General features: G+C 55.0%; 27 protein-coding genes and 2 pseudogenes. 9 read left to right on the forward strand and 20 right to left on the reverse strand.

What is annotated here, in order from left to right; all coding sequences use genetic code 11:
• Positions 1–61: 61 nt before the first annotated feature.
• The 12 genes from ACQ86N_RS18370 to ACQ86N_RS18425 all read right to left on the reverse strand — a co-directional run bounded on the left by ACQ86N_RS18370 (position 62) and on the right by ACQ86N_RS18425 (position 11,391).
• Positions 62–1,096: an ABC transporter permease subunit gene (locus ACQ86N_RS18370; protein WP_431216407.1), complete on the reverse strand. Its 1,035-nt coding sequence runs from the start codon at positions 1,094–1,096 to the stop codon at positions 62–64.
• Between the two features lie 156 nt (positions 1,097–1,252).
• A complete protein-coding gene (locus ACQ86N_RS18375) occupies positions 1,253–2,173 on the reverse strand; it encodes an ABC transporter ATP-binding protein (RefSeq protein ID WP_431216408.1) in 921 nt (306 codons plus the stop codon).
• 19 nt (positions 2,174–2,192) lie between these two features.
• Positions 2,193–2,972: a hypothetical protein gene (locus ACQ86N_RS18380; RefSeq protein WP_431216409.1), complete on the reverse strand. Its 780-nt coding sequence runs from the start codon at positions 2,970–2,972 to the stop codon at positions 2,193–2,195.
• 2 nt (positions 2,973–2,974) lie between these two features.
• Entirely contained in the window at positions 2,975–4,462 is a 1,488-nt protein-coding gene (locus tag ACQ86N_RS18385) for a RagB/SusD family nutrient uptake outer membrane protein (RefSeq protein WP_431216410.1), read from the reverse strand.
• Positions 4,463–4,473: 11 nt separating this feature from the next.
• Positions 4,474–7,131: a SusC/RagA family TonB-linked outer membrane protein gene (locus ACQ86N_RS18390; protein ID WP_431217470.1), complete on the reverse strand. Its 2,658-nt coding sequence runs from the start codon at positions 7,129–7,131 to the stop codon at positions 4,474–4,476.
• A complete protein-coding gene (locus ACQ86N_RS18395; RefSeq protein ID WP_431216411.1) occupies positions 7,059–7,865 on the reverse strand; it encodes a secretin and TonB N-terminal domain-containing protein in 807 nt (268 codons plus the stop codon). Before ACQ86N_RS18395 ends, ACQ86N_RS18390 begins: the two co-directional genes overlap by 73 nt.
• An 86-nt stretch (positions 7,866–7,951) precedes the next feature.
• Positions 7,952–9,139: a FecR family protein gene (locus ACQ86N_RS18400; RefSeq protein ID WP_431216412.1), complete on the reverse strand. Its 1,188-nt coding sequence runs from the start codon at positions 9,137–9,139 to the stop codon at positions 7,952–7,954.
• A 64-nt stretch (positions 9,140–9,203) separates the two neighbouring features.
• Positions 9,204–9,353 (reverse strand): sigma factor-like helix-turn-helix DNA-binding protein, encoded by a 150-nt coding sequence (locus tag ACQ86N_RS18405; RefSeq protein WP_431216413.1) that lies wholly within the window; start codon positions 9,351–9,353, stop codon positions 9,204–9,206.
• Positions 9,343–9,801 carry a sigma factor gene (locus tag ACQ86N_RS18410; RefSeq protein ID WP_431216414.1) on the reverse strand — a complete coding sequence of 153 codons (459 nt, stop codon included), beginning with the start codon at positions 9,799–9,801 and terminating at the stop codon, positions 9,343–9,345. The genes ACQ86N_RS18405 and ACQ86N_RS18410 overlap by 11 nt, the downstream gene beginning before the upstream one ends.
• Before the next feature lie 55 nt (positions 9,802–9,856).
• Complete coding sequence (locus tag ACQ86N_RS18415) at positions 9,857–10,612, reverse strand: MlrC C-terminal domain-containing protein (protein ID WP_431217471.1); 756 nt, start codon at positions 10,610–10,612, stop codon at positions 9,857–9,859.
• Positions 10,593–10,829: a M81 family metallopeptidase gene (locus ACQ86N_RS18420; RefSeq protein ID WP_431216415.1), complete on the reverse strand. Its 237-nt coding sequence runs from the start codon at positions 10,827–10,829 to the stop codon at positions 10,593–10,595. Before ACQ86N_RS18420 ends, ACQ86N_RS18415 begins: the two co-directional genes overlap by 20 nt.
• Positions 10,789–11,391 carry a M81 family metallopeptidase gene (locus ACQ86N_RS18425; RefSeq protein WP_431216416.1) on the reverse strand — a complete coding sequence of 201 codons (603 nt, stop codon included), beginning with the start codon at positions 11,389–11,391 and terminating at the stop codon, positions 10,789–10,791. Before ACQ86N_RS18425 ends, ACQ86N_RS18420 begins: the two co-directional genes overlap by 41 nt.
• Before the next feature lie 175 nt (positions 11,392–11,566).
• Here ACQ86N_RS18425 and ACQ86N_RS18430 point away from each other — a divergent pair, with 175 nt between their 5' ends.
• The 6 genes from ACQ86N_RS18430 (at position 11,567) to ACQ86N_RS18455 (ending at position 15,251) form a co-directional block, all read left to right on the forward strand.
• Positions 11,567–12,529, forward strand: coding sequence for an ABC transporter permease (locus ACQ86N_RS18430; protein WP_431216417.1), 963 nt, complete (start codon positions 11,567–11,569; stop codon positions 12,527–12,529).
• On the forward strand, positions 12,481–12,684 hold the full coding sequence (locus tag ACQ86N_RS18435; protein WP_431216418.1) for an ABC transporter permease: 204 nt from the start codon (positions 12,481–12,483) through the stop codon (positions 12,682–12,684). The genes ACQ86N_RS18430 and ACQ86N_RS18435 overlap by 49 nt, the downstream gene beginning before the upstream one ends.
• A 125-nt stretch (positions 12,685–12,809) precedes the next feature.
• Complete coding sequence (locus ACQ86N_RS18440; protein ID WP_431216419.1) at positions 12,810–13,292, forward strand: hypothetical protein; 483 nt, start codon at positions 12,810–12,812, stop codon at positions 13,290–13,292.
• The gene (locus tag ACQ86N_RS18445; protein ID WP_431216420.1) at positions 13,226–14,014 is read left to right on the forward strand and encodes an ABC transporter permease; all 789 of its coding nucleotides are present in this window, start codon (positions 13,226–13,228) and stop codon (positions 14,012–14,014) included. The genes ACQ86N_RS18440 and ACQ86N_RS18445 overlap by 67 nt, the downstream gene beginning before the upstream one ends.
• Before the next feature lie 216 nt (positions 14,015–14,230).
• Positions 14,231–14,938, forward strand: coding sequence for a hypothetical protein (locus ACQ86N_RS18450; protein WP_431216421.1), 708 nt, complete (start codon positions 14,231–14,233; stop codon positions 14,936–14,938).
• 10 nt (positions 14,939–14,948) lie between these two features.
• Positions 14,949–15,251 (forward strand): hypothetical protein, encoded by a 303-nt coding sequence (locus ACQ86N_RS18455; protein WP_431216422.1) that lies wholly within the window; start codon positions 14,949–14,951, stop codon positions 15,249–15,251.
• A gap of 8 nt (positions 15,252–15,259) precedes the next feature.
• Here ACQ86N_RS18455 and ACQ86N_RS18460 read toward each other — a convergent pair whose 3' ends face one another.
• The 7 genes and pseudogenes from ACQ86N_RS18460 to ACQ86N_RS18490 all read right to left on the reverse strand — a co-directional run bounded on the left by ACQ86N_RS18460 (position 15,260) and on the right by ACQ86N_RS18490 (position 19,597).
• Positions 15,260–15,991 carry an enolase C-terminal domain-like protein gene (locus ACQ86N_RS18460; RefSeq protein WP_431216423.1) on the reverse strand — a complete coding sequence of 244 codons (732 nt, stop codon included), beginning with the start codon at positions 15,989–15,991 and terminating at the stop codon, positions 15,260–15,262.
• The gene (locus ACQ86N_RS18465; protein ID WP_431216424.1) at positions 15,955–16,569 is read right to left on the reverse strand and encodes a hypothetical protein; all 615 of its coding nucleotides are present in this window, start codon (positions 16,567–16,569) and stop codon (positions 15,955–15,957) included. The genes ACQ86N_RS18460 and ACQ86N_RS18465 overlap by 37 nt, the downstream gene beginning before the upstream one ends.
• Before the next feature lie 10 nt (positions 16,570–16,579).
• Positions 16,580–17,050: an NAD(P)-dependent oxidoreductase gene (locus ACQ86N_RS18470; protein WP_431217472.1), complete on the reverse strand. Its 471-nt coding sequence runs from the start codon at positions 17,048–17,050 to the stop codon at positions 16,580–16,582.
• Positions 17,030–17,451: pseudogene (locus ACQ86N_RS18475) on the reverse strand (NAD(P)-dependent oxidoreductase); the annotation flags it as partial. The pseudogene ACQ86N_RS18475 and the gene ACQ86N_RS18470, both read right to left, overlap by 21 nt.
• Positions 17,452–17,464: 13 nt before the next feature.
• Positions 17,465–18,112 (reverse strand): GntP family permease, encoded by a 648-nt coding sequence (locus ACQ86N_RS18480; protein WP_431216425.1) that lies wholly within the window; start codon positions 18,110–18,112, stop codon positions 17,465–17,467.
• Positions 18,106–18,839 (reverse strand): annotated as a pseudogene (locus ACQ86N_RS18485) (GntP family permease). Before ACQ86N_RS18485 ends, ACQ86N_RS18480 begins: the two are co-directional and overlap by 7 nt.
• Positions 18,836–19,597, reverse strand: a complete 762-nt coding sequence (locus tag ACQ86N_RS18490) for an HpcH/HpaI aldolase family protein (RefSeq protein ID WP_431216426.1) — start codon at positions 19,595–19,597, stop codon at positions 18,836–18,838. Before ACQ86N_RS18490 ends, ACQ86N_RS18485 begins: the two are co-directional and overlap by 4 nt.
• Positions 19,598–19,829: 232 nt before the next feature.
• Here ACQ86N_RS18490 and ACQ86N_RS18495 point away from each other — a divergent pair, with 232 nt between their 5' ends.
• On the forward strand, positions 19,830–21,080 hold the full coding sequence (locus ACQ86N_RS18495; protein WP_431216427.1) for an aminopeptidase P N-terminal domain-containing protein: 1,251 nt from the start codon (positions 19,830–19,832) through the stop codon (positions 21,078–21,080).
• 26 nt (positions 21,081–21,106) lie between these two features.
• Here ACQ86N_RS18495 and ACQ86N_RS18500 read toward each other — a convergent pair whose 3' ends face one another.
• The gene (locus tag ACQ86N_RS18500) at positions 21,107–21,829 is read right to left on the reverse strand and encodes an STM3941 family protein (RefSeq protein ID WP_431216428.1); all 723 of its coding nucleotides are present in this window, start codon (positions 21,827–21,829) and stop codon (positions 21,107–21,109) included.
• A 126-nt stretch (positions 21,830–21,955) separates the two neighbouring features.
• Here ACQ86N_RS18500 and ACQ86N_RS18505 point away from each other — a divergent pair, with 126 nt between their 5' ends.
• Both ACQ86N_RS18505 and ACQ86N_RS18510 read left to right on the forward strand, forming a co-directional pair.
• Positions 21,956–22,420: a hypothetical protein gene (locus tag ACQ86N_RS18505; protein WP_431216429.1), complete on the forward strand. Its 465-nt coding sequence runs from the start codon at positions 21,956–21,958 to the stop codon at positions 22,418–22,420.
• Positions 22,368–23,399: a helix-turn-helix domain-containing protein gene (locus tag ACQ86N_RS18510; RefSeq protein WP_431216430.1), complete on the forward strand. Its 1,032-nt coding sequence runs from the start codon at positions 22,368–22,370 to the stop codon at positions 23,397–23,399. The genes ACQ86N_RS18505 and ACQ86N_RS18510 overlap by 53 nt, the downstream gene beginning before the upstream one ends.
• Positions 23,400–23,418 lie beyond the last annotated feature (19 nt).

A 23,418-nucleotide genomic window follows, 5' to 3' on the forward strand; every position in this document is an offset into this window, starting at 1 on the left:
GGGTGATTTGAAAAGGGACAGATCCTGATCGGAACCCTCGCGGTCTCTGTTGCAATTTCCTTTAATGATCTGCCCGGGAAATTCTTATAGACCATGCTGTCGGCATTCGTCGCATAATAGTGATTGACGACGGGGTCGTAGTCGTAGTAATACTCGTATTTAAATACGATATCGGGCTTAAAACGGAGGTATTGGTCCCACAGCTGAGATAAATAGATATTGCGGGCTTCCGGTACCCCCTGGCCGCCGTGGTCATATCCATAAGGTTGGTGTACAAGGTCACCTCCAGAGGGCCGTCCTCCAGCTGCCTGAGTATATTTTGGGTACGCGGGTGGATCGTGTTTAAATTGCACGCCGTCGTGTCCCAGTAGCCGGTAAGACGGGGACGCGAACTCAGATAGCCGATCAACAGCCCCGACAGGGCCACAAAAGCATACCTCGCCGCGTTCTTCCACCAGGGCCTTGCCTCCACGTCCCGCTGCAGCCTCAGAATAGTAAAAGCCAGGAACATGCACATGATGATCAGAAAGTAAAAGACGTCTTTTGTCGTGATCAGCCCGCCCACCATCTTCGCCGTCCGTCCCTGGAGCGACAAAAAATACGTCAGGTCCCTGACAAAATCGTATTTCTGCCACAGGCTACCGATATGGGTAAGGATGAATATGATGGTAAAAGTGCTGATGGCCGATACGATCTGATAGGTCGTGAGGCTCGACATAAAGACCCCGATAGCAGAATAGGCGCAAACCATCAGGTAAAACCCAAGCAAGCCGGACAATAACAGCCCAACGTCTATCGATTTGACGTTGACGGCCGCGGTGACGAAGAAAAGGCCCAGCACAGCCGCCAGCACCAGGTTATAGACGAGCACCGCCAGGAATTTTCCAAAGACTATCTGTCGCAATCCTACCGGCGATGAATAGAGCAGCTTGATCGACCCATTGTTGATCTCCCTGCTGATCAGTCCCATGGTCAGCAATGGTATGAACAGGTAGACATTCTGAAAAACGTTGGCGATCAGGCCGTCCTGACCCAGAAAAAGAGCTGAAGTGAGGGAGGTGTCCCCGAAATTCTTCCACTTCGGATTATTCCTCAACAGAATGTCCTGCCAGACCGCAAAAGGACCCAGTGGCTGCCGAATAATATATCGCGCATTGTATAAGAAAGACCAGCGTCAGAAACCATGCTACGGGAGAATAGAACATGTTCCGCAATTCATTCCTTGCTATTTTGAATGTCATTATCAGTATTTTTATTTGGCCGTTTGTTGGGATATTAGTTTGAAAATGTCATCGAGTTCGCCTTTGTCGATATGGATCTCCTGTAGCCGCCAGTTGCCCGCGACACTGGCCGAAATTATTTTCTCCGTTATCTCGCTCCCGCCTTCGAAATAGATGCGCAGCTTTTTGTCCGTTAGATACTCCACGCCGGCAACGCCCCGTATTCTGAATAATTCCTCCCGGGAAGGAGGGTTTTCCATCCGGACGACCACCGCTTTCGACTGGATATAACTATTGAAGGATTCCATGCTGTCGGAGAACACAACTCTCCCGGATTCGATCATGATGATCTCCTTGCAAAGCAGATTGACTTCCGAAAGCACGTGCGACGAGAGCAGCACCGTATGCTCTTCGGCGATTTCCTTGATCAGTTTCCTCGCCTCGATCAGCTGGTTGGGATCCAGCCCGTTGGTAGGCTCATCCATTACGATCAGCCTGGGACGATGGATGATCGACTGTGCGATCCCCACTCGTTGACGGTAGCCACCCGAAAGATTCCTGATCAGCCTCGAGCTGACCTGGGTGATGCCGCAGCGTTCTTTTACTTCCCGCAGCGCCGATCCGATCTTGTCCTTTGCCACCAGCCGCAATTCAGCGGCGTAAACAAGATATTCATCGACCGTCAGGTCGGTATAGAGGGGTAAGGTCTGTGGCAGATAACCGATCTTTCTTTTGGCCTCTTCCGGATGTTTCCTCAGGTCTATGTCATCGATATACACATTCCCTTCCGTCGGTTTGAGCGTTCCGCAAATAATGTTCATGGTCGTCGACTTGCCCGCGCCATTCGATCCCAGAAGTCCGATGATACCGGTACCTTCGATTTGGATCCCGATGTCATGTATAGCCCACGAACTGGTGTATCGATGAGAAAGCCCCTCCGTTCTTAGTATCATATTTCTACTGTAAATTGATTTAGTAATTGTTGATCATCAGCACCGACAACGCCTGGTCGCCGACCCCTCCCGGCACCCCCAGCAGCGCCAGCGTCGTGTTCCTGTTGCGCCAGATCTTTGTGGGATAGTACGGGTCCGATTCTGAATTATTGATCCCGTCCGCGGTATAGGTCGCGAGCAAAGTCCCCGTAGCAGCGTCCCTGAATTCAAAACTGTAGCTGGCGATATCCTGCGTTGCGGGATAACCGGTGAATGCGGTGATCCCCTTGTAAGACAGGGCGGCCACTTCGCTGCCGTTGGCCTTTCCGGACAGGTTGATGCTAATGGGAGCACTGTGGGGGGATAGATTGACGAACCGGATGCCCGCGACGCTGTCGGATACGGTATGAGACGACAGCTGATCGGCAACGAACAAGGTGTCGGGCGCGTCCACCGTACCAGTCAGGAAAAGACTGTTGATCGACCCGGGTGGCAGCATCAGGGTCAGATTGAACAGCGGTTTGGCCTGCGGCAGCGTATCGGGGTACTGATACAGCGCCAGCGGCTGTATGCCCGAATAGGACGGCAGCTGATTGTTGTCACCGTAATCGGCCGTGCTGAAACTATTATACGCAATCTTGTCGGCGCCCGAAAACCACGTGATGCCGCCCGTTCCCGATAGATCGGTCACCAGTGGCGCGCTGCCTACAACCGCGTTGATGACCGTCAGAGATGACGGTGGTGGAGGTGCTGACTGCTTAGAGCAGGATGCTACGCTTTGCGACAGCAAAGCGAACAGAAAGAGATTCTTGGATCGCATGACTAATAGCCGGGGTTTTGAGTGAGATAATGATCGTTGAGTATCTCCTGGGTAGGCAGCGGATACAGCAGCTGGTAGTCTCCCTTCCACGGCTGTTTGACGGGAATGGAAGACAGGACGACGGATGCCTGCCGCGTTCTTTTCAGATTGAACCAGCGATGCCCCCATTCACAAAAGAATTCCGTTTGCCATTCCTTTGCAAGAGCGCTTTTAAGGTCGGCCGCCGCCATACCGGCCGGCAGGCTATTCAAGCCGGCGCGGCTACGCAGGCTGTTCAGATCGGCGATCGCGGTAGTCGCTCCACCCGGACCCCCATTTGCCGCCGCCTCCGCGCGGATCAGGTACTGCTCCGCCAGCCGCAGGACCATATAGTATTCTGTAGCGGTCCCGCCGACCGAATAGTTATAAGTACCCGTTTTATACTTGCAGGGGAAATAATAGGTCGTGGCGGGGATGACGCCATCCGGTGTATAGTCGGTGCTGTCTATCCAGTCCGCCCTCCTCTTGTCACCGGGTTCGAATGCATTCAGCAGCTCGCTGGTCAGCGTGGCGGATGGAGGCCTCCCGGTATGGAGAGGGTTGGGCAGCCAGAACGAACCCTCCGGAGTAGCGTTGCCCAGATTGGATATAGACGTATTTTGCTGCAGCTGCCAGATCGCTTCACTGCTGCCGGTCAGGAATACACTGTTGGGGTCCGGTTCCAGGTGATACAGTTCGGCATGATCGATCACCGAACCGGCCTGCGCCGATGCATCGTTGTAGTCGCCGGTATAGAGATAGACCCTTGCCAGCAGCGCAGCGGCCGCCCACTTGTTGGGTCTTATGCGCCCCCCACTGCTGATATAATTGTCCGGCAAAGCAGCCTGCGCGTCTTTCAGGTCCTTTATGATCTGAGCATATACGTCGGCCTGTTTGGTCCTGGGAAGGCTGGCCGTCTTATTAAAATCGGTGGTCAGCACCAACGGAACATCCCCATAAAAGCTGGTGAGATAGAAGTGACAGAAGGCCCGTATGAATTTGGCCTCACCGGTCAGCTCTCTTCTCGTGCTGTCGGTCAGGTCCGGGGAAGTAGCGGCGGCTATTCCTTCAAGGACCGAATTCGCTCCGTAAATGCCGATGGAATAGGCGCTTGTCCACAAAGTGGGTATATAACTCTGGTCGGCCAGCTTTGCCGTCAGATTGTTTGCTGACAACTGGTAGAGCCCGTTATTCGCCGTGGTCGTCTGCAGCTCATCGGAAGAGAGTCCTCCAAGAATAGTGGTCAGCCCATTGCTGAATACGTTGGTGGCGTAATTGCTGTTGGCTACGCCATAGGTTCCGTTGATCAGCTGGGTATACACCCCGGCCATGGCCGATGTGGCAGTGGCATCCGTGGCAAAGACCTTCGTGATGGTAATGCTGCTGGCCGGATCGGGGATCTGTATCATTTTTGAGCAGGCAGACAGCCACAGGGCCATGAAAAGGACAATAGTTGGTTTATTCTTTTGCATCGTTAGCCAGCTTAGAAGTTAATAGATATGTTTCCGGTGACGGTCCTGACAGGCGGCATGACCCCAAAGCCCGAGGCTAGCGGGTCCGGGCCCTTGAATCCTGTTATGACAAAGACGTTTTGGCCCTGTATCCTGAACGAGCATCCTTTTACACCCATCCTCTTTATGACTGGCTGCGGCAGGTCGTAGCCAAGGGAGACCGTGCCGAGCCGCACATATGACGCGTCGGTAATAACTCCGTCGGAAGACGAGAAATTATAGTCGGAACTCCCGGGGACCGTCGTGAACCCGGCGTAGGCGGCGTGGTCTCCCGGCTTTTGCCAGTGATCGTTAAAGACTACTGTCGAAATATTGGCGGGTGACCCCGCGCTCGCAGCCAATATGGCGTTATACGTTGTTTGCCGCGCATAAGTGAAGAACAGGCTAAGGTGAACACGCTTATAGGTCAGCTGCGTACCGAACCCTCCTTTATAGCTCGGCTCATAATTGATCACCGCGTTCCGGTCGTCATCGCCCGTCCCGGCTATGACAGACGGATCGTATGTTATCTTGCCGTCATGATTCACGTCCTGGTAAGTGTACCGGCCCGTCAGCGGGTCTACACCCGTATAGTGAAAGGCGAAGCTGACGGCCGTAGGCGCTCCCACCTTGTATAGCGTGGCATACGGAGAGCCGGCCAGGTTTGGAAAAGCCAGCAGCCTGTTCCGGTTGATGGAAATATTGAAGTCGACCGACCAGCTGAGCGCTTTTGTCTGAATAAGAGTGGCGTGCAGGAGACCTTCCCATCCGGAATTTTGAACCACCGCAGGGAAGTTGGCCGTGACGTTGGGGAACCCGGTGATAATAGGCGTGGTAAAGGGCACGAGCTGATTGCCCGTTCGTTCGCGGTAGTAGGTGGCCGTCAGGTTGACCCGGTTACCCTCAAAGAGGCCCAGCTCCAGCGACCCCTCCAGTTTCTTATTGACCTGCCACTGGAACAGCGGGTTGACGGCATGGATACTGACCAACGGCGAAACGCCGTCGTAGGCAGGGAGGCCCGACAAGGATGAGCTTGCGGAGCTCCACTGGGAAATATACTGGTAGTCGTCCACGCCGTCGCTGCCCGTAATACCGTAGCTGCCGCGAAACTTTAAAAAATTCGTCCAGGACGGCAGCGCCTTTTTCAGCCATTTTTCTTCGGAGGCTATCCAGGCGAAGGCCGCGGACCCGAAGTTGCCGAACTGTCTGCCCGGGCCAAATCGGGAGGAGCCGTCCCTTCTGGCGTTGAGCTCGAGGATATACCTGTCGTACAAATTATAATTGATGATACCGTAGATGCCAAGGATCTTTTGAAAACCTTCGGCGTCGTAGTTCGTGACATTGGGGGCGGTAAGGATCGAACCAAGCAGCAGGTCGCTGGTATATCCATAACCCAGCTGCCTTTTGACGTGGGTTGCCGTAGACTGGAATGTACCGCCTGTCAGTATGCTCAACTTTCCCGGTCCTATTATCGCGGTGTAGTCCAGCTGCGGTTCGACCAGCCAGGTTGAGTTGTCCGTCGCACCGAAATAGGCCTGACCGGTGGGGTTTAACAACGGATTTTGGGCGGTGATCGGCGTAAATGAATTGGCGGTTGTATGTGCGCCGTTATACCCAAGCCTCGTGGAGAATACCAGGTTGTTGAGTATCCTGTATTTCAGCACGAGATCCGAGTTCAGGTTGATCGTTGATGCAGGGGTACGCTGCTGCAGGGCGCCAAAGGGAAAATTGATCAGGGGAAAATAGGGGCTCATGCCCTGATTCCATCCATCCCAGTTCAGCGCCCCCGTCTTTGAAAAGATCGGCGGTCCATTTGGCGGCAGGGCGCTGGCGTTCGGCCCCGATGGAATGCCGACCACATTGATATCATTGTAAGCAAGATTGGAGGAATATAGAATGTCCAGTTTTCTGTCGGCGCTGTGGTACCCGATGGACGAGTTCAATGTCGCTCTTTGTGTAGCGCCGGACGCCACCGTAATATCCGACACACGAAAGTACCCGCCCCTTAGGCTGAACGTCGTCTGACCGCTGCCCCCGGATAGCGACGCCGATACCTGTGTAAACCTTCCCGTGCCGCCAAAGGCAGTCCTCTGCCAGTCGGTGTACCGCGTTGTATCCCATACGAGCAGGTCGGGGGCCGTCAGCGCCGTCGGGGTAATGGCGTCATTGCGGAATGCTTCCCGGCGCATCCTGAGATAGTCGGACGTATTCAGCATCTGCCAATAGCGGGTGATGGTGCTTATCCCCTGCTCTACGCCAAGGTTGAATTGCGCCGGCCCGGGTTGTCCTTTTTTGGTGGTGATCAGAATTACGCCCTTTGCGCCCCGTGAACCATATATGGCCGTGGCTCCGGCGTCCTTTAGTACTTCAATGCTCTCGATATCCTTCGGGTTGATGCTGAATAAAGGGCTTTGTCCATTTGTAAAACCCGGAACGCCCTGGTTGAGACCGAGGCCGCCGAAGGCATAGCCGCTGCCGCCCGAGACCTCGAGGACGGTCAGCGGAACCCCGTCTACCACATATAAAGGTTCGCCCGTGGAAGAAGGGTTCAGGTCACTGCGGCCTCTTAATTCCACTTTTACGGGACTGCTTGCATACCCGGATATCGGCGTGATGACGAGCCCGGGTACCCTGCCCTGCAGCGCGAGCAGGGGTTGGAGACCGGCTGCTTTTCTATCTCCTCCGAGGTCACCTTTACGATATCGCCGGTGGCCAGCCGCCTGCTCGTTCTTCCATAGGCCGTTTTTAGCACTTCATCCAATTTGTCGACGGCATCCCTCAGCACGACCTCAAGATAACCCGTCGCGGGAACGGCCATCTGCCCGGTCCTGTAACCGATCATGCTGATGTCAAGCGTGTCTTCCCGCCTGACCTTCTCCAATACGAACTCTCCTTTGGAATTGGTCAGGGCCCCGCTGTTTTTATGAGCGATCATGACACTCGCCCCTTCCAGCGGCTGCCCCAGCCTGTTCCTGACCTGTCCCGTTATTTTCACGAACGGCGATTGCATGAACATCGCTCCCGGAGATTCGCTGGGCCTCCTGACGGACAGCGTTATCAGCTTTCCCACCATTGTATACGTAAGAGGCTGGTCTTTGAACAGCAGATCGAGGGCCTTTTCAAGAGGCATTTCCTTTACATCGATCGTTATTTTATTGGCAAGGTTCAACAGGTCCGGATTATAAAAGAACGAGTAACCCGTCTGTTTTTTTATTTGTGTGAACACAGACTTCAATGAAGCATTGGTTGCCTTTAGATTCACATCTTGTGAAAACCCCATCGTCGGCCTGGTCGCAAAAATCACGACCAGCAGGAAAATGATCGCCGGCTTTCCCGATCGCCGGCGTCTGGTTGAAAATTCTTTGCAGCAGCTGGTTAGTACCATTTCTTGTTTTGATTTTTGAATTGGCAATAGTTTCCCGTCATTCATTTCTGAATGTCAGTAGCTTAAAAACATGGTAATAGGAGATGCTAAGGCAGAACGGTTAATTTTTTCCCTTGCAAATGGAAATGGACGTCATTCTTTTCCAAAACGCTCAGTACTTGCGAGATCATGGTATTCATAGGTATTTCACCCTCAAAATGCTTGTTTAACGGCGCCCCCGGCTCATAGATGACTTCGAGGTCGTACCAGCGGGACAGCTGGCGCATGACTGTCGGAAGATCGGCGTCGCTGAAGTAGAATTCGTCATTCTTCCAGGCCATTACGAGGTCCATATCCGTATTGTCAACGACCCTGAATTGGTCATCCTTCCCCAGCAAAGCCTGCTGCCCGGGAGACAACAACTGCTGACTGCTCCCCCTTCTCACTCTGACAGACCCCGACAGCAGCGTCGTCTTTAAAACACCCTCGTCGGTATACGCGTTGATATTGAAATTTGTTCCCAACACCTCGACCATCATGCCATTGGCGTTTACGACGAACGGCTTATTCGCATTCCCCGCCACTTCGAAATAAGCCTCTCCGGTGACCGATACGACTCTCTGAGTATCCAAAAACGTCGTGGGATAGCTAATGGAAGAAGCCGCGTTCAGCCACACCATGGTACCGTCCGACAACATCAGCTGATACTTCCGCCCTACAGGAGTCGTCATCGTATTACGGGTCGCCACGCCTGCTTCCCTGACTTTATGATAGGTCAACCTTCCGCCGCGCACCTCTATCCTTGCTCCGTCCTGTCTGGCGATGACTCCATCTCCCGTGCTGTCCAAAATTACCTGTCTGCCATTGTCCAGCGTAAGGATCGCGCCGTTCTTCCCCGGCATAAGGTCATTGACGATCCCCGGCCGCAGCGCCGTCCCAGCCGTTTTCCGGCCGGCCAGAAAAAATACGCCACCGGCAACGATGGCAGCCAGAACACAGGCCGCGGCAGCGACCCTGATCCACCTCACCTTCCGCCTTCCAATTCTTTCATAGTCGATCTCCAGACTCTTTCCTTTCCGCATCATTTCCCCGAACAATCTGTCCCAGTCGACATCCGCCGACGAATAACGCGACCTCTTCCGCGTTTCCCACAACTGCCTGATCTCTTCGGTTACCAGATCATTTTCAGATAGTTCTCCCATCAGCTGCCAGAACTCTTTCAGCTCGTCCGGCGAGCAGACGTTATGGATGTACCGGTCGAAAAGGTATTGCAGCCGTATGGGATTACTTGACATGTCGGAAGGCTTATACTATAAAGACGATCGTAGAATGGAGCGACAGCTATCCGGAGTAAAAAAATTATTTCTGCAGCGTATACAGCAAAAAGGCGGTGACAGGGACATTGTTCCTGCTCAGGAACCCCTGTATTGCCTTCAGAGCTTCCTTGGTATGGTTGCTGACAGTATGTATGGAGAGATTGAGCTCCTTTGCTATTTCGTCATGAGTCATCCCTTTTTCCCGGCTCAGGGTGTAGACCAGTGCGCCGCTGCGGGGATAGCTGGCGTACAGCCTCCTGTATGATGTGCTCATAGTCCTTTTCCAACAGCCGCATTTCGAGGGAGCGGTCTGTTTCCATGGCCATTTCCCTGGCGATGACCTGCTGCAGCTTCTGATTCCTGGCGGCATAGCGGAGGAAATCGATCGCTTTATTATAGGCCACCTTTTTGATAAAGGCCTCGATATGGTCGATATCTGCGATCCAATCCCGCCCCAGCCATAGCTTCAGAAAGATATCCATGACGAGCTCTTCCGCTACTTCCCTGGATTTGACGATGCCGATAAGATAGTCGAAAAGATTATTCTTGTAGAGGTTGAATAACATGCGAAACGCCTCCTCATCCCCCTCTGTAATTCTTCGCAGTATTTCGGGAGTAATATGTTCTTTTGCAGTTGCCATTGATCAGGTCCCTGTGATGAAGATATTATTTTTTTCAAAAAAGAAAAAATATCATTCAGGGTTGAACGCCAGGGATCAGCCGCGCCGACAAGTCGGGGTCCTTCATATCCTTATCCATAGGAAACATAGGCCGCTGTATCCTTTTATACGGCAGATGCTCGATATCCTGATCCACACCACCCGGAGTCAGCGCCATCAGCCAGTCGGCGCGCATCGCATAGAGCTCGGGCTCGAGATAGCCGATCTTCACGACTACGATATCCGAATTCCGGGGCCTCAGGCCCAGCCGGGTAAAGTCGGATTCATGGTGATACGGTTTACGCTTGCGGGTAACGATGACATGTACACTACCCACCCGGACAACGACTTCCACCTCGGCGTCCTTGTCGCCATCGACGATCGATTCAACCGTTCCTGCAATATGTACCGGCGGGGCAAAACGGGCGTCTACTTTCGCACCGGCATATCCGTCGACCTTGCCCCCCACCCCCGCGGCCACGGCCTTGTCGACGAGTTCAGGACCCGGAATGGAAGCATAGATCAGCGAGGGACCACTCGAAGCCCTGAAACTGGCATTATTCAATATCTGCGTCAGCGTCCACGTCACATCCCCCGCGCCACCCGCCGTCGGATTGTCCCCCATATCACTGATAAAGAAGGGATGTTTACTGCTCCTCAGCGCGCTGTCGAGACAGACCGGCCACGGCGCCGTCGGCGCGACGAACGCGAACTGCCCACGAGCGTCCCAAAATCTGTGAGCCAGACTCTCGGCCGTATGCGTCACCTTCTCCTTATCGTCTCCCGTCACCATCACCACCGCGTGATTGCGAGGGCTCGTCCGCCCAGGCATAGCCGATCCAGATGGCGGCGTCGATCACACCCGGCTGAGCTGCCGCGGGCGCGACCGCCGCATAAATGCTTTTCCCCGGTTCGATCCTCGTGCTCGTCTTCTCGCCCGGCAACAATACAGGTATCGGGATCCACGCCTTATAGGCAGGCCGGCCCTTTCCGGTCTCCAGCCTCGTCACCAGATTCCTGTACGGCACGCCGCTTAGTATCCATCGCGTCTTCGTGCGGCGCCATCCGGTAGCAGGTGATCAGGTCGCTGTTCTTCGCGAGGTCCTCCGAGACATTCCCGTGCAGGTCCATCGAAGTGGAGACAAGGACCTTCGGCCCAATCACCTTCCTGATCCGTTTGATCATATCTCCTTCCGGATCGTCCAGCCCCACGACGCTCATCGCGCCATGGATATCGAACCACAGCCCATCATACGGCAGGTGCTTTTGCAGCGAATCCAGCATCTTCCCCACCAGCGACTCATAGGCCCGCCTCGTCACGGCTCCGCCCGGAAGTGATTTCCCTACGACGGTCGGCACCCACTGCACCTGCTGACGTAGTCCGGAGTCGGGCGCTAAAAATGGATAGGCTCCGAATACCGCAGTATCATACCGCGCATGAAAGGCCGGCTCTTCAGTGACGGCAGGCGAAAAGGTGCTCGATTCGATGGCCAGCCCCGCGATGGCTATGCGAAGGGTTGGTTTTTCCGCCGGATGGCACCGGGCCAGTGCAGACAGCCACAGCCGTAACAAAAAGGAGTCGTTTCATATCCCTGAAAATAAGCAAAACAATTCAGACCTGCCGCGCCAGCGGACATCCGACTGTATCGAAACCGCACACTCCCCGCAGAAAAAAGACACTAACGCCCTGAGGGGCAAACCGTCACCGCTCTGGCACTAAATATGTTGCGGGAAACCAAACCATCCCATGCTCAAGAGCTATTTCACGACTGCCCTTCGCAATTTCTGGCGGAACAAGACCTTTTCTTTTATCAATATCGTAGGTCTCGCCATCGGGATCAGCGCCTCCCTCATTATATTTCTGCTCGTCCAGTACGATTTTTCTTTCGATAAATTTGAAAAAGACAGTTCCCGCATCTACCGCGTCGTCACCGACGGCACCAACACCGGCGGCAGCTGGCAATACAACTGTCTGCCCGAACCCATGGGAGAGGCCGCGAAGAAAGGAGTCGCCGGCCTGGAGAACGTCACTTTATTCCGCACCCTCGGGGAGATCCGCGTCACCGTCCCCTACCCCAATGCCAGCACTCCACAGGTCTTCCGCAAACAAAAAGACGTCATCTACGCGGACGACAACTATTTCAACCTTATCGGCTATACCTGGCTGGCCGGCTCCCCGGCGACGGCTACCCGACAGCCTTATCAGGTCGTTCTTACGGAAAAGAATGCCCGCCTGTATTACGCCGGCCTCGGCAACGACAAGATCATCGGGAAGTCGATCATTTTCGACGATACCATACTCTGTACCGTTACAGGCATCGTAAAAGACCTGCCCGGCAACACCGATTTTTATTTCAATACCATCGTCTCGCGCCCGACCCTGTACACAGCCCGGCTAAAACCCGAATACTTCGGCCACTGGGGTAGTATCAACTCCGCCGACCAGCTCTTCGTCCGGTTGGCGCCGGGCATTCAGCCGGCAGCCGTCGATTCCCGCTCGACCCGTATACTCAGGGCAAACGAAACACCCCGATCCGCGGGACCAGGCCAAACAATTTGCAAAGCTCCAGCCTTTCAGCGATATCCACTTCAACCTGGCCTACGGCGTCTTCGACGACAGCCGCCAGCGCCCATAAACCCACGCTCTACGGCCTGCTGGCGGTGGCGGCCTTCCTGCTGCTGCTGGCCTGTATCAACTTTATCAATCTGACTACCGCCCAGGCTTCCCAGCGCGCGAAGGAGATCGGCATTCGAAAGACCATGGGCGGCCACAGGACACAGCTGACGATCCAGTTCCTGACCGAGACCTTCGTGCTGACCCTGCTGGCCACCATTCTCTCGATCGTACTGACCCCCTCCTGCTAAAAATATTTGCCGACTTCATCCCCGGGGATTTTCACTTCAGCCTGCTCAGACAGCCAGGCATCATTCTTTTCCTCGTCGCGCTGATTCTCGCGGTAAGCCTTCTGTCTGGCATCTATCCCGCTCTGGTGTTGTCGGGATTCAGACCCGTACTCGTCCTGAAGAACCAGGCTTTTTCCGGCACCGGCAAGACCCGGTCGGCCTGGCTCCGGAAATCCCTTACCGTTTCCCAGTTCGTCATCGCCCAGGTCTTTATCATCGCGACATTGCTTGTGTCCAAACAGATCAGCTATGCCCTCAACAAGGACCTCGGCTTTAAGAAAGACGCCATCATCAGTTTTCGGGTCAACTACCGCCAGCCACCCAACAAAAAATCCCTCCTGCTCGACAAGCTGAAAGCTATACCAGGCGTGGCGATGGCCAGCATCAACAGCAACCCTCCGTCCAGCAATGGCACCTGGACCAGCACGCTGGTGGTCAATGACGGGAAAAAGAGATCCGTGAAAACGTACAGATCAAGCAGGGAGATACCAATTATATCCGCATGTATGGCCTCCGCCTGCTGGCCGGCGCCAATATCCCCCAAAGTGACACCATCAACGCGATCGTGATCAACGAGGCCTATCTCCACGTTTTGGGGTATCAGGATCCCCAAAAGGTCATCGGCGTCCAGGTCAAAGAGTTTCAGGGCAGCCCACGTATCGTCGGTGTCGTAGCCGATTTCTTTCCACATTCGCTCCGCGACCCTATAAAACCCCTCGCCATAGCAAGCGGCACAAGGGGAGCCACCACCATCGGTGTCAGCCTGCAACCGCGTAATGGCGATGGTTCCAACTGGACCGCCACGCTACGGGAGATCGGAAAAGCCTTCCACGACGTCTATCCGAACGACGACTACGACTATCAGTTCGTCGACGAATCCATCGCCAAATTCTATACCGCCGAGACGAATATCTCCCGTCTCCTTCTTTGGGCCACCGGCCTGACCATCTTCATCAGCTGCCTCGGTCTGCTCGGTCTGGTCATCTATATCACCAACCAGCGTACAAAAGAGATCGGCATCCGGAAAGTGATCGGGGCCACCGTCACCCAACTCATCCTGCTGCTCTCCCGCGATTTTCTCAAACTCATCGGCCTCGCGATCCTTATCGCCATGCCTATCGCCTGGTGGGGCAGCCAAAAATGGCTCGATAACTTTGCGTACCGCACCTCGCTGGTGCTGGTGGGTCTTCGCAGCCGGCGGCGGATGCCTCCTGGCCATCGCCCTGATCATCCTCTGTATCCGGACGCTGCGCGCAGCCCTGGCCAATCCGGTCGCGGCTCTCAGGTCTGAATAAGCCCAACCGCACGGCCTAGATCCCGCAGGCAAATCCCCCCATATCGGGACACCTGATTCCACTTAGTCAGATCTTCGAATGCATAATTTCCCTAGCTTGCTATCTTGTTATATAACAGCAATGGATAACCGTTTATTTATCCTGTTGTCGTATAGCATCTTAACCATTAATAACTTTTAGTCTATGAAAAAGCGTATTGATTTTTTGGTTTTATGGCAACTGCAGTGATCTTTCTGTTGCTCCCGGCGTGCAGGAAAACATTGACCGGGGATCAGACAGCCCAACTATTGAACACGGGCAAGCGGAGTAATTCCCTGCTTACTCCTGACCTTGTCCCGGACGTCTATGTGGCAGGGGCGGTCAACGGCCAGGCTGCCTACTGGAAGAACGGCGTGCTGACTATGCTGACCGGCGGAACATTTACCAGCGGGATCGCTGTCGTCGGCACAGACGTATACGTCAGCGGATGGGGCACCAGTCCAACTACCAGCCGGACAGTGGCCGAATACTGGAAGAACGGCGTGCTCACCACGCTCACCGACGGCTCGGACAACGCCCGCGCCACAGGAATTGCTGTATCGGGCACCGATGTATATGTCGCGGGATTCTCGGGTCAGTTCGCCCATACAGGCTTCTCATGGAAGAATGGAGTAGCCACATCACTGGGCTCGGGTCAGCCATCGGGGATCTTTGTCGCCGGCACGAACGTATACATACCGAACGGGGCTGGCGGAGGCGCCACTTACTGGCTGAACGGAACCCTGACTACGATTCCCGGCGCTCCCGCCAGCTTCGCGGATAAATGCAATTGCAGTGTATGGAACCGACGTGCATGCGGTCGGAGTCAACGTCACTTCACCCACGCAGACCGCCATTTACTGGAAGAACAACTCTCAGCAGTCTATCGTTACCGGCACTAATTCAAATGCCATGTCTGTCGCGACAAATTCCGCCGGCCAGGCTCGCATCGCCGGGACTTCCGGAGACTTCGCCAACCAGAAAATTGCGTACTGGAATCTTTCCTTTGATTTGCAGGCGCCACTCAGCACCGGCAGCTTCACCGGCAATACCGGATTGGCGGTAGACCAGGCCAACGGTGACATTTATGTCTGCGGAACCGTAAATTCGACCGCCTCCTACTGGAGGATCGACCAGACCGGTACAGCAACGCCCGTCACTCTGACCAGCAGCCCTACCAACGGTAGCGCCTTCGCCATCACGCTTGGCCAGTAGGTCGCCAGCTACCACCGCACCGCCTGAAACTTCCAGCCGGGATCGACTTTTTGCATTTCCACCTGGTCGTCCCGGCTGGTTATTCCGCAGCCGAGATAATTCTGGTGTAGCCTGGCCAGCGCCTGCCGGTCCAGCTCGACACCCAGCCCCGGCTCACGGGGAACCGCAACCGAACCGTCCTCGAATTTCAACCGGCCGCCAACTATGACTTCATCCGACTGCCAGGGATAATGAGTGTCCAGCGCATAGGGCAGCTGCGGCAGCGCCGCGCCCAGATGTACCATCGCCGCAAGAGATATGCCCAAATGACTGTTGGAATGCATCGACAGGCCTCGCCCGAAGACCTCGCAGATCCTCGAAAGCTCCATCGATGCCCGCAGCCCTCCCCAAAAATGGTGGTCGCTGAGAATGATGTCTTCGGAACCCAGCGAAACGCTCCCCGGTATGTCTTCAAACGACGTAGTGCACATATTGGTCGCCAGCGGGATCTTCACAGCCTTCCTCACCTTCGCCATATTCTCCTGTCCCCTCGCCGGGTCTTCCAGATATTCCAGCAACCCCTCCATCTCCCTGCCATATTCGATGGCCGTCTCCACCTTCCATATGGCGTTGGGGTCGATACGCAGCGGCATGTCCGGACCGAACGCCTCCCGTAACGCAAACATCGCATCGACCTCCGCCCTGGGCTCGAAGACGCCGCCTTTTAATTTAATGGACTGAAACCCGTATTCTGCACACATAGCCCTCGCCTGATCCACAATTCCCGCCGGGTCCAATGCCTTCGCCTGACGGGCCGCCGGCCATCCTTTTGCCGCAGGGTCCATACCAAACTCCAGTTCACCCCCGCCCCCGCGTACTTGTAGAACAGATAGGCAGCAAACGGAACCCTGTCCCGCATCCTTCCTCCCAGCAGATCCACAACCGGAAGCCCCGTCACCTTGCCGATGATATCCATGCAGGCGACTTCGATGGCGCTGAAGATATGCACCAGCTTTCGCTGATCCCAGGGCGCATCGCCCCGCTGTGCCGCGGTTTCCTTGTCGAACGAAGTCGCCAGCAAATGCCGGATACCGTTCAGCTGAAACGGGTCTTTTCCGATCAGCAGGTCTCTTGCGGATGCCAGCGCGGCGTCGATATGGATATTCCCCGGGATCTCGCTGATACCGGAGATCTTGTCGTCCGTTATTAACTCCACGACAGTCCTGAGAGCATACGGCGCGTGTAACCCCGCCGCATTCAGCAGCGGTGGATCGACGATCGCGATCGGAGTGATGATCATCTCCCTGATCTTCGGACCTTTCTTTTCTCTAAAGCTCATAGTCGTAGTTTTAAATTCCAGCCAGCTGCTCCATCAATAAGGCAAGCGCGCTATGGTCGAGGTCGCCCTTTCCCTGCGCCAGCAGGGCGTCCATCTGCGCCGCTACCTGTGCCGTGCCATACAGCGGAACGGATAGCTCTTTGCCCGTGGCCAGCGCGATACCCATATCCTTTCTGTGTAGCTTGATTCGGAAACCAGGCGCAAAATTCCGTTCGATGATCCGTTTGCCGTGCAGGTCGAGGATCCGGCTCTGGGCAAATCCGCCCAGCAGAACCTCCTGCATCTTCCCGAGATCCAGCCCCGCCTTGTGGGCGAGCGTAAACGCCTCCGCTACGGCCTGGATGGTCATGCCCACGATCATTTGGTTACAGGCCTTGGTCATTTGCCCCGCTCCCGCACCACCGACGCGGACGATATTCTTTCCCAGAGACTGGAACAGCGGCAGAGCGCGCTGAAAGCCCTGCTCCGATCCTCCACACATGATAGAAAGCGTTGCCGCTTCAGCCCCGCTCTGCCCTCCCGATACGGGCGCGTCCAGCGCATCCACGCCCTTTTGTTTCATCCAGTCGCAGATATGTTTGGCCGTCGAGGGATCGATCGTGGACATATCGATATACAGCGATCCCTGCCGGATTCCGTTGAGCACGCCGTCTTTGTGCGCAAGCACGTCGATCACATCCTCGCCTTCCGGCAGCATGGTGATCACAACGTCGCTGTTTTGCGCAACGGCCGATGCCGTCGCGAAGGAAGCTGCGCCCGCTGCCACCAGTTCGCCGGAGGCTTTATTTTTTCGAGCACCGAAATTTCATATCCCGCTCTTTTCAGGTGCAGCGCCATTGGTTTGCCCATGATGCCCAGCCCGATGAATCCTATTCTTTCCATGGTTAAGTCATTTTCAGATCAAAGGTAAAACCCTGGCGGCAAGCAGCACGGCAATTAATCCCACAAGCCCCATGATGGTCTGCATGGGAGCGATCGTCTTCAGTGCCTCTCCCTCCGTCAGATTGGAGATCTTGCAGACGACCCAAAATCCGGCGTCGTTCATCCACGGCACCAGTTTGGACCCGCAGCCGATGGCCAGACCCAGATATAAAGGATGATAGGCCAGATGTCCGTGGATAGCCATACCCGAAAGCATCCCCGACGCCGTGATCACCGCTACCGTGGCCGACCCCTGCGCCGTACGAACAACAGCCGCCACCAGAAATGCCAGCGGGATTAGGGTCATCTGGTAACCCCTGGTCATTTCTGCGATCCGGGCGCTGATCCCGCTTTGCTGCAGCATGCCCCCGAACGTACCGCCGGCCGCCGTTATCAGGATAATGGCGCCGCCGCTCATCAGCGCGGCCTGAACAAAAGCTCCCATCTCCTTTCTGTCCGTTCTTTTCTGGACAGCCAGCAGGACCAGCGCCGCCACGCCTCCCGCCCCAAGGGCGATATATTTGTCACCGAAAAATTTCAAAAGCCGCACCCCCGGCCCCTGGCTGACCCCCATCGAAGTCAGCGCCGTATTGGTACAGATCAGCACCAGCGGGATCAGCACCGGCAGCAGCGAGAACCACAGGGCCGGCAGCGCCTATCCTCCCGCAGCGTAGCGGACTGGATGTCTTCTAGTCTGGCGTCGAGGGAGTCCCTCAGCGGTATCGGCCATTTTCGGTTGGCATAGCGCGCAAAAAGATATCCCGATGTGATCGTGAGCAGCCCCAGCAGGAACCCTCCCAACATCATCATCCCGATGGGTATTTGCATTTCACCGACCAGGAACAACGGCCCGGGAGCCGGCGGAACAAGGGAATTGGCCATCGACGCTCCGGCCATGATGGCGAGGATGAACAGCAGATAATTCTTTCCGATACGCATGGTCATCGCCTTGGCCAGCGGGACCATGAGGAAAATTACCGTATCGAAAAAGACCGGAATGCCGATAAAAAACTACCGGCTAAAAACGCGACCGGTGCCATGCGGATGCCCGTCAGCTTTAGCAGCGCGCGAACGATCCTTTCCGCAGCGCCGCTCTCCAGCATACATTTTCCAATAATTGCCGCCATGGCGATCAGGATGCCCAGCTTCCCGCAGGTGTTGCCGAACTCGAGGGCAATCCTTTCACCGACGCTCTTCGTCGAACCGGGAGTCATGATCGCCACGACCAGTGCCCCCAGCAACAGCGCAAGAAAAGGGTGTAATTTAAGACCGATGATGCCTCCTACCACGATGACGACGCCTACCAGCAATATAAAGAGGGGGTCGGTGAGGAAGGAGGAAAAGATCATAGAAAGCCTTTTAATTTAGTCGCCATATTCCGCGCGCCCTGCGATACGAAACTGCCATCCGCCCCACAGGCGATCATCCGTATCCCGAGTTCGTGGTAAATCCTGAAATCGTCGGCATTTTGCAGCAGTATCCCCACGGCCTTGCCCGCCTTTTGTGCGGCGCTGACCGTCGCCTTCAGCGCATCCCGGAAAAGAGGGTGATCCAGCTGCCCGAAGATGCCCAGTTCCATCGACAGATCGGAAGGGCCGATGAATAGCACGTCGATGCCCTCCGTCGCCGCCACCGCGTCCAGATGGTTCAGCACTTCCGCCGTCTCGATCTGTACGACACCGAGGATGTTCTCCTTTTCGTTCTTATAATATTCGGGGAAATTCTGACCAAATCCGCTGGCGCGAACCATTTTTGCGATCCCCCTGCTGCCATCCGGCGGATAGTGCAGGGCGCTGGCTATAGCCGCCGCCTCCTCTGCGTTGCTGATCCGCGGGACCATGATCCCTTCGGCGCCGATATCCAGTATCCGGTGTATCCGCTGCCGTTGCGCGCTTTCGACCCTTATGACTGCCGCGGCGGGAGTGTGTTCCAGCGCCTGCAGCTGGTGCAACACATCCTTCTCGGCCCCCGCGCCGTGCTCCAGGTCGATGAGTACCCAGTCAAACCCCGACAATCCGACGATCTCCGCCGTTATCGAACTACCAAGATTAAGCCAGCAGCCGTTGACGGTCTCGCCGTTTTTAAGACGTTTCTTAAGATCTTTCATATTGGAATTTACAATGGTAATTCCATTTCAGGAACACGAACTCCACTGAAATTTGCAATTCACTATGCTTAATTGTCAATTTACCGGCTAATATCCGATAAAAGGGGTATCCTGAATATCGTATATTTATCTATAAACTCTACACACATGAGAACCCTGCCGGTATGCTTATTACTCGCGCTGTCCGCCGTCAGCGCTTCCGCCCAGAACCAGTTCAAATATTTTACCGCCGATGATTTTGCCGCCCGCCGCACTCCGCCTCATGCAGCAGATCGGCGACGACGTGGCCATCCTGCAGGGCGCCGAGCTGCCCGAGCCCTATATCAAATTCCGGCAGGACAACAATTTCTATTATTTCAGCGGCGTCGAACTACCCGGCGCCGTCCTGATCATCAACGGAAAGACAAAGACCTCGACCCTCCTCGTGCCGGCAACTACCAGCGCCGAGATAAAAGAAGAAGCCCTCATAAAACCCGGCGAAGACGCCGCCAGCCAATACAAAATGACCGCCGTCCTGCCCAAATCCCTCATGACCACCCAACTCACACAGGTCGCGGCGAAAGGCCAGGCCTTCTATCTCGTCACCTCCCCCGAAGAGGCCGCCGAGATGAGCCGGGACAAGGGCATCGGACAACGCAACGCCCGCATGGCCGACCCCTGGGACGGACGCATTTCGAAGGAGCTCAACTTTATCGGCAAAGTCAAAGAACGCTATCCGCTAACGCCCATAAAAGACCTCACCCCCCTCATCGACAACATGCGCTGGGTAAAGGACGGAAAGGAGATTGCCGTCATCCGCGAATGCGGGAAGATCGGCGCCCACGGCTTTGACGAGGCGATGCGCGTTACCCGTCCGGGGATCTATGAATACCAGATAGCCGCGGCGGCAGATTTTGTATTCGCAAACGAAGGCGCTCAGGGCCCCTCCTACTTCCCCATAGTAGCTTCGGGCGCCCAGGGACTGAGCTGGCACTATAACGCCAACAATCATCTGATGAAGGCCGGCGACGTCGTGCTCATGGACTACGCCCCCGAACTCAACTACTATTCCACCGATATCACACGCACCTGGCCGGTCGACGGCAAATTCACCGACGTCCAGCTCAAATACTACAACTGTATCAAGGAAGTTTCCGAGACCGTCATCGCCGCCGTCAAGCCCGGCGTGACCATTCAGGACCTGGTCGACATCGCCGCTAAGGTCTACGCCAAACACGGCTTCGAAAAACTACACCCCAACGGCATCGGTCACTTCGTCGGGATGGCGGTCCATGACGTCGGCCCCCGCGACAAACCCTTCGTCCCAGGCGTTGTATTCAACGTGGAGCCCATCATCGAGGACAAAGACCTCAAAGTCCACCTCCGCCTCGAGGATACGATCATCGTGACACCCGAAGGCCATGAGAACGTCACCTCCGGCACCCCGACAAATATCGACGCGATCACGACGCTGATGAAACAGAAAGGGATTTATGAAAAGTAGGGCGCCTGCCCAAATAGTCCCGTCGTCTAAGCGGGTTGTTTATATTTTTCGTAGTAGCTTTTCATCAGCTTCAACAGGTCTTCGTGATTCGTTTCCAATCCATTGGTTGAAATATGGATCCGCGAACCACCCGTCTTTACAATGGTTACAAAATGCTGCCTCGACGCCAAAGACGCCCCTACCGACCGCTCATCGATCTCCGATATCTCACACCAGGGAATAAATCCATCCCTGAACGCACTTGTATTGTTGTAGATACCCTGCGCGTCGATGATCAGGCCCGGGCCTTTGTCCATCAGCTTTCTGGCAAAGAAGTAGATACCGAACAGCCCCATGATCATCGCGCCATACTCAACAACTATCCTGACCACCACATTGTCAAATACGGGATTGTCAACCTGCGGATTTGCCACGACCATCCAGACCCCGGCGGCCAGAAACACCACACTAAAGACCAGGAGCTTCGTCAATTTCGCCTTGCTCAGCGGTATATTGACCGGCATCACGGTCTCCTGCCTGATCTCGTCGACGATATCGTCGAGGTTCTCATACCAATCCAGATGAGGAGACCATTTGTCGCAGCCGCCGACATGCCCGGGACACTTAGTGTCCTCCCAGACCTTCTGACAGGCCGGACACCGGCCACCCGTGGAAAAGGTGTCCCACACATGCCCGCAGCTGCACTGCCAGTAAGCCTTCCCGTCCGGCTCCCAGTTACACTTCGGGCATCTTATTCTGATCGAATCCATATATCGTGATTGAACTGCCAAAAATCGATAGCCGCATAGCAGTGCGATTCAGGGAGTTTCCTGCAAAATACAATCGCGCGGCTATTCTTCCAATACGTTGACAAAACTTTATCGTAACTTACAATAATGATCCTGAATGAGTTTCCCGATATTGGCTGGCTAAAGAGCCAGATCGCCCAGGGGTTTAGCAACCGGCTGGGATGGGGCAACCTTCCCCTTGACAAAGAAGGATTTCCCAGCGTCATCATTCATACCAGGGTCAAAGAATGTTACCGGCCGGATGTAAAAGGCCCGTTCTCCTTTTTTCTGAATATACGCGGCACCAGTTATTGCGGCATCGACAGCCAGAAGACACGAATAGACACGGATAACTATTACGTAAGCAATCGCCAGCAGCTCTATACGCTCGGGGTCGAAGAAGACCTGGGCGATACCGAAACTTTCAATATTCATTTCGGTGATTTTCTGAGCGAGTCCGTCCTTAACTCCACTGGTAACTCCGGAACACCAGATCCTCGACGCGGGTACCGAAAGACAATTGTCGCCTGTCCTGTTCTTCAACCAGCTGCACCGCCGCGACGCCCGCTTTAACGCGATCATCACGGATCTGATAAGCAGCCACAAAGAAAAGACCTACAACAGGCTAAGGTTCGAAGAACAAATGACCGCCCTGCTGACCTATCACTTACAGCAACACGACCAAATAGCAGAAATCGTCAACAACCTGCCGCCAGTCAGAAAGTCCACCCGCGTCGAACTGTACAAACGCCTTTCCCGTTCGATGGACGTTCTCCGTTCAGGCTTTTGCGGAGAAATAAGTCTGGACCAGCTCGCGGCGGAAGCCTGCCTTTCCAAATATCATTTCCTCCGGTTGTTCCGCGGAGCCTATGGCCTCTCTCCCTACCAGTATATCCAGCATCTCCGGATCGAGAAAGCGATATCCCTGCTCCGCGACAGCAAAGTCTCCATAAACGATCTCGCCGACCGAGCCGGGATTCGACAACAGCCAGTCCTTCAGCCGCCTCTTCTTTCAGAAGACAGGCCTCTACCCCACCCAGTACCGCCAGCAGTCAAAATAGCAATTTTGGTTATCCGGTGTGGCCCGCGGTCTTCGGAACTTTGGGTCCTTATACAATTGTCTATGGTCTCAGCAAAAGAATGGTTTGACTCAGGTATACGTCTGCCGTATGACGCCGCAAGGAAAAGAATAGCGAACGCTCCCGATGCCCTGTCCGTCTTCAATAAATTTCTCTCCCGTCCCGGCCATAATCCCGGTACCACGATCTCCTTTCTCCCCGGCTTCCCGACCGGCTCCTACGACTGGTCGAAGATCGACGCACTGATAGAAAAAGAAAATTCTCAGAACCGGCTGTACATCGAATACATCGGCCAGGGCGAATCGGACAAACCCGAACACTACTCTTACTCTACTTTTGAAAGAGCAGACCTGGTAGAGGCGCTATGGAAATACCACCAGATCGACACCACATTCGTCGTCACGTTCGACTATTCCTCGCTGGTGGCAATGGAGCTCCTGCGCAGACAGCAGGAAAAAATAGAAAAGGCCTGAAGCCGTCGACCGTCATTAC

Source organism: Puia sp. P3 (assembly GCF_050632245.1).
Lineage (GTDB): Bacteria > Bacteroidota > Bacteroidia > Chitinophagales > Chitinophagaceae > Puia.

Bases quoted from the DNA above. Each gene is read 5' to 3' on its own strand.
- ACQ86N_RS18375 (WP_431216408.1), bottom strand. From the start codon at position 2,173: ATGATACTAAGAACGGAGGGGCTTTCTCATCGATACACCAGTTCGTGG.
- ACQ86N_RS18380 (WP_431216409.1), bottom strand. From the start codon at position 2,972: ATGCGATCCAAGAATCTCTTTCTGTTCGCTTTGCTGTCGCAAAGCGTA.
- ACQ86N_RS18385 (WP_431216410.1), bottom strand. From the start codon at position 4,462: ATGCAAAAGAATAAACCAACTATTGTCCTTTTCATGGCCCTGTGGCTG.
- ACQ86N_RS18395 (WP_431216411.1), bottom strand. From the start codon at position 7,865: ATGGTACTAACCAGCTGCTGCAAAGAATTTTCAACCAGACGCCGGCGA.
- ACQ86N_RS18400 (WP_431216412.1), bottom strand. From the start codon at position 9,139: ATGTCAAGTAATCCCATACGGCTGCAATACCTTTTCGACCGGTACATC.
- ACQ86N_RS18405 (WP_431216413.1), bottom strand. From the start codon at position 9,353: ATGACTCATGACGAAATAGCAAAGGAGCTCAATCTCTCCATACATACT.
- ACQ86N_RS18410 (WP_431216414.1), bottom strand. From the start codon at position 9,801: ATGGCAACTGCAAAAGAACATATTACTCCCGAAATACTGCGAAGAATT.
- ACQ86N_RS18415 (WP_431217471.1), bottom strand. From the start codon at position 10,612: ATGGTGACGGGAGACGATAAGGAGAAGGTGACGCATACGGCCGAGAGT.
- ACQ86N_RS18430 (WP_431216417.1), top strand. From the start codon at position 11,567: ATGCTCAAGAGCTATTTCACGACTGCCCTTCGCAATTTCTGGCGGAAC.
- ACQ86N_RS18445 (WP_431216420.1), top strand. From the start codon at position 13,226: ATGTATGGCCTCCGCCTGCTGGCCGGCGCCAATATCCCCCAAAGTGAC.
- ACQ86N_RS18450 (WP_431216421.1), top strand. From the start codon at position 14,231: ATGGCAACTGCAGTGATCTTTCTGTTGCTCCCGGCGTGCAGGAAAACA.
- ACQ86N_RS18455 (WP_431216422.1), top strand. From the start codon at position 14,949: ATGTCTGTCGCGACAAATTCCGCCGGCCAGGCTCGCATCGCCGGGACT.
- ACQ86N_RS18460 (WP_431216423.1), bottom strand. From the start codon at position 15,991: ATGTGTGCAGAATACGGGTTTCAGTCCATTAAATTAAAAGGCGGCGTC.
- ACQ86N_RS18465 (WP_431216424.1), bottom strand. From the start codon at position 16,569: ATGAGCTTTAGAGAAAAGAAAGGTCCGAAGATCAGGGAGATGATCATC.
- ACQ86N_RS18470 (WP_431217472.1), bottom strand. From the start codon at position 17,050: ATGTGTGGAGGATCGGAGCAGGGCTTTCAGCGCGCTCTGCCGCTGTTC.
- ACQ86N_RS18490 (WP_431216426.1), bottom strand. From the start codon at position 19,597: ATGAAAGATCTTAAGAAACGTCTTAAAAACGGCGAGACCGTCAACGGC.
- ACQ86N_RS18495 (WP_431216427.1), top strand. From the start codon at position 19,830: ATGATTTTGCCGCCCGCCGCACTCCGCCTCATGCAGCAGATCGGCGAC.
- ACQ86N_RS18500 (WP_431216428.1), bottom strand. From the start codon at position 21,829: ATGGATTCGATCAGAATAAGATGCCCGAAGTGTAACTGGGAGCCGGAC.
- ACQ86N_RS18505 (WP_431216429.1), top strand. From the start codon at position 21,956: ATGATCCTGAATGAGTTTCCCGATATTGGCTGGCTAAAGAGCCAGATC.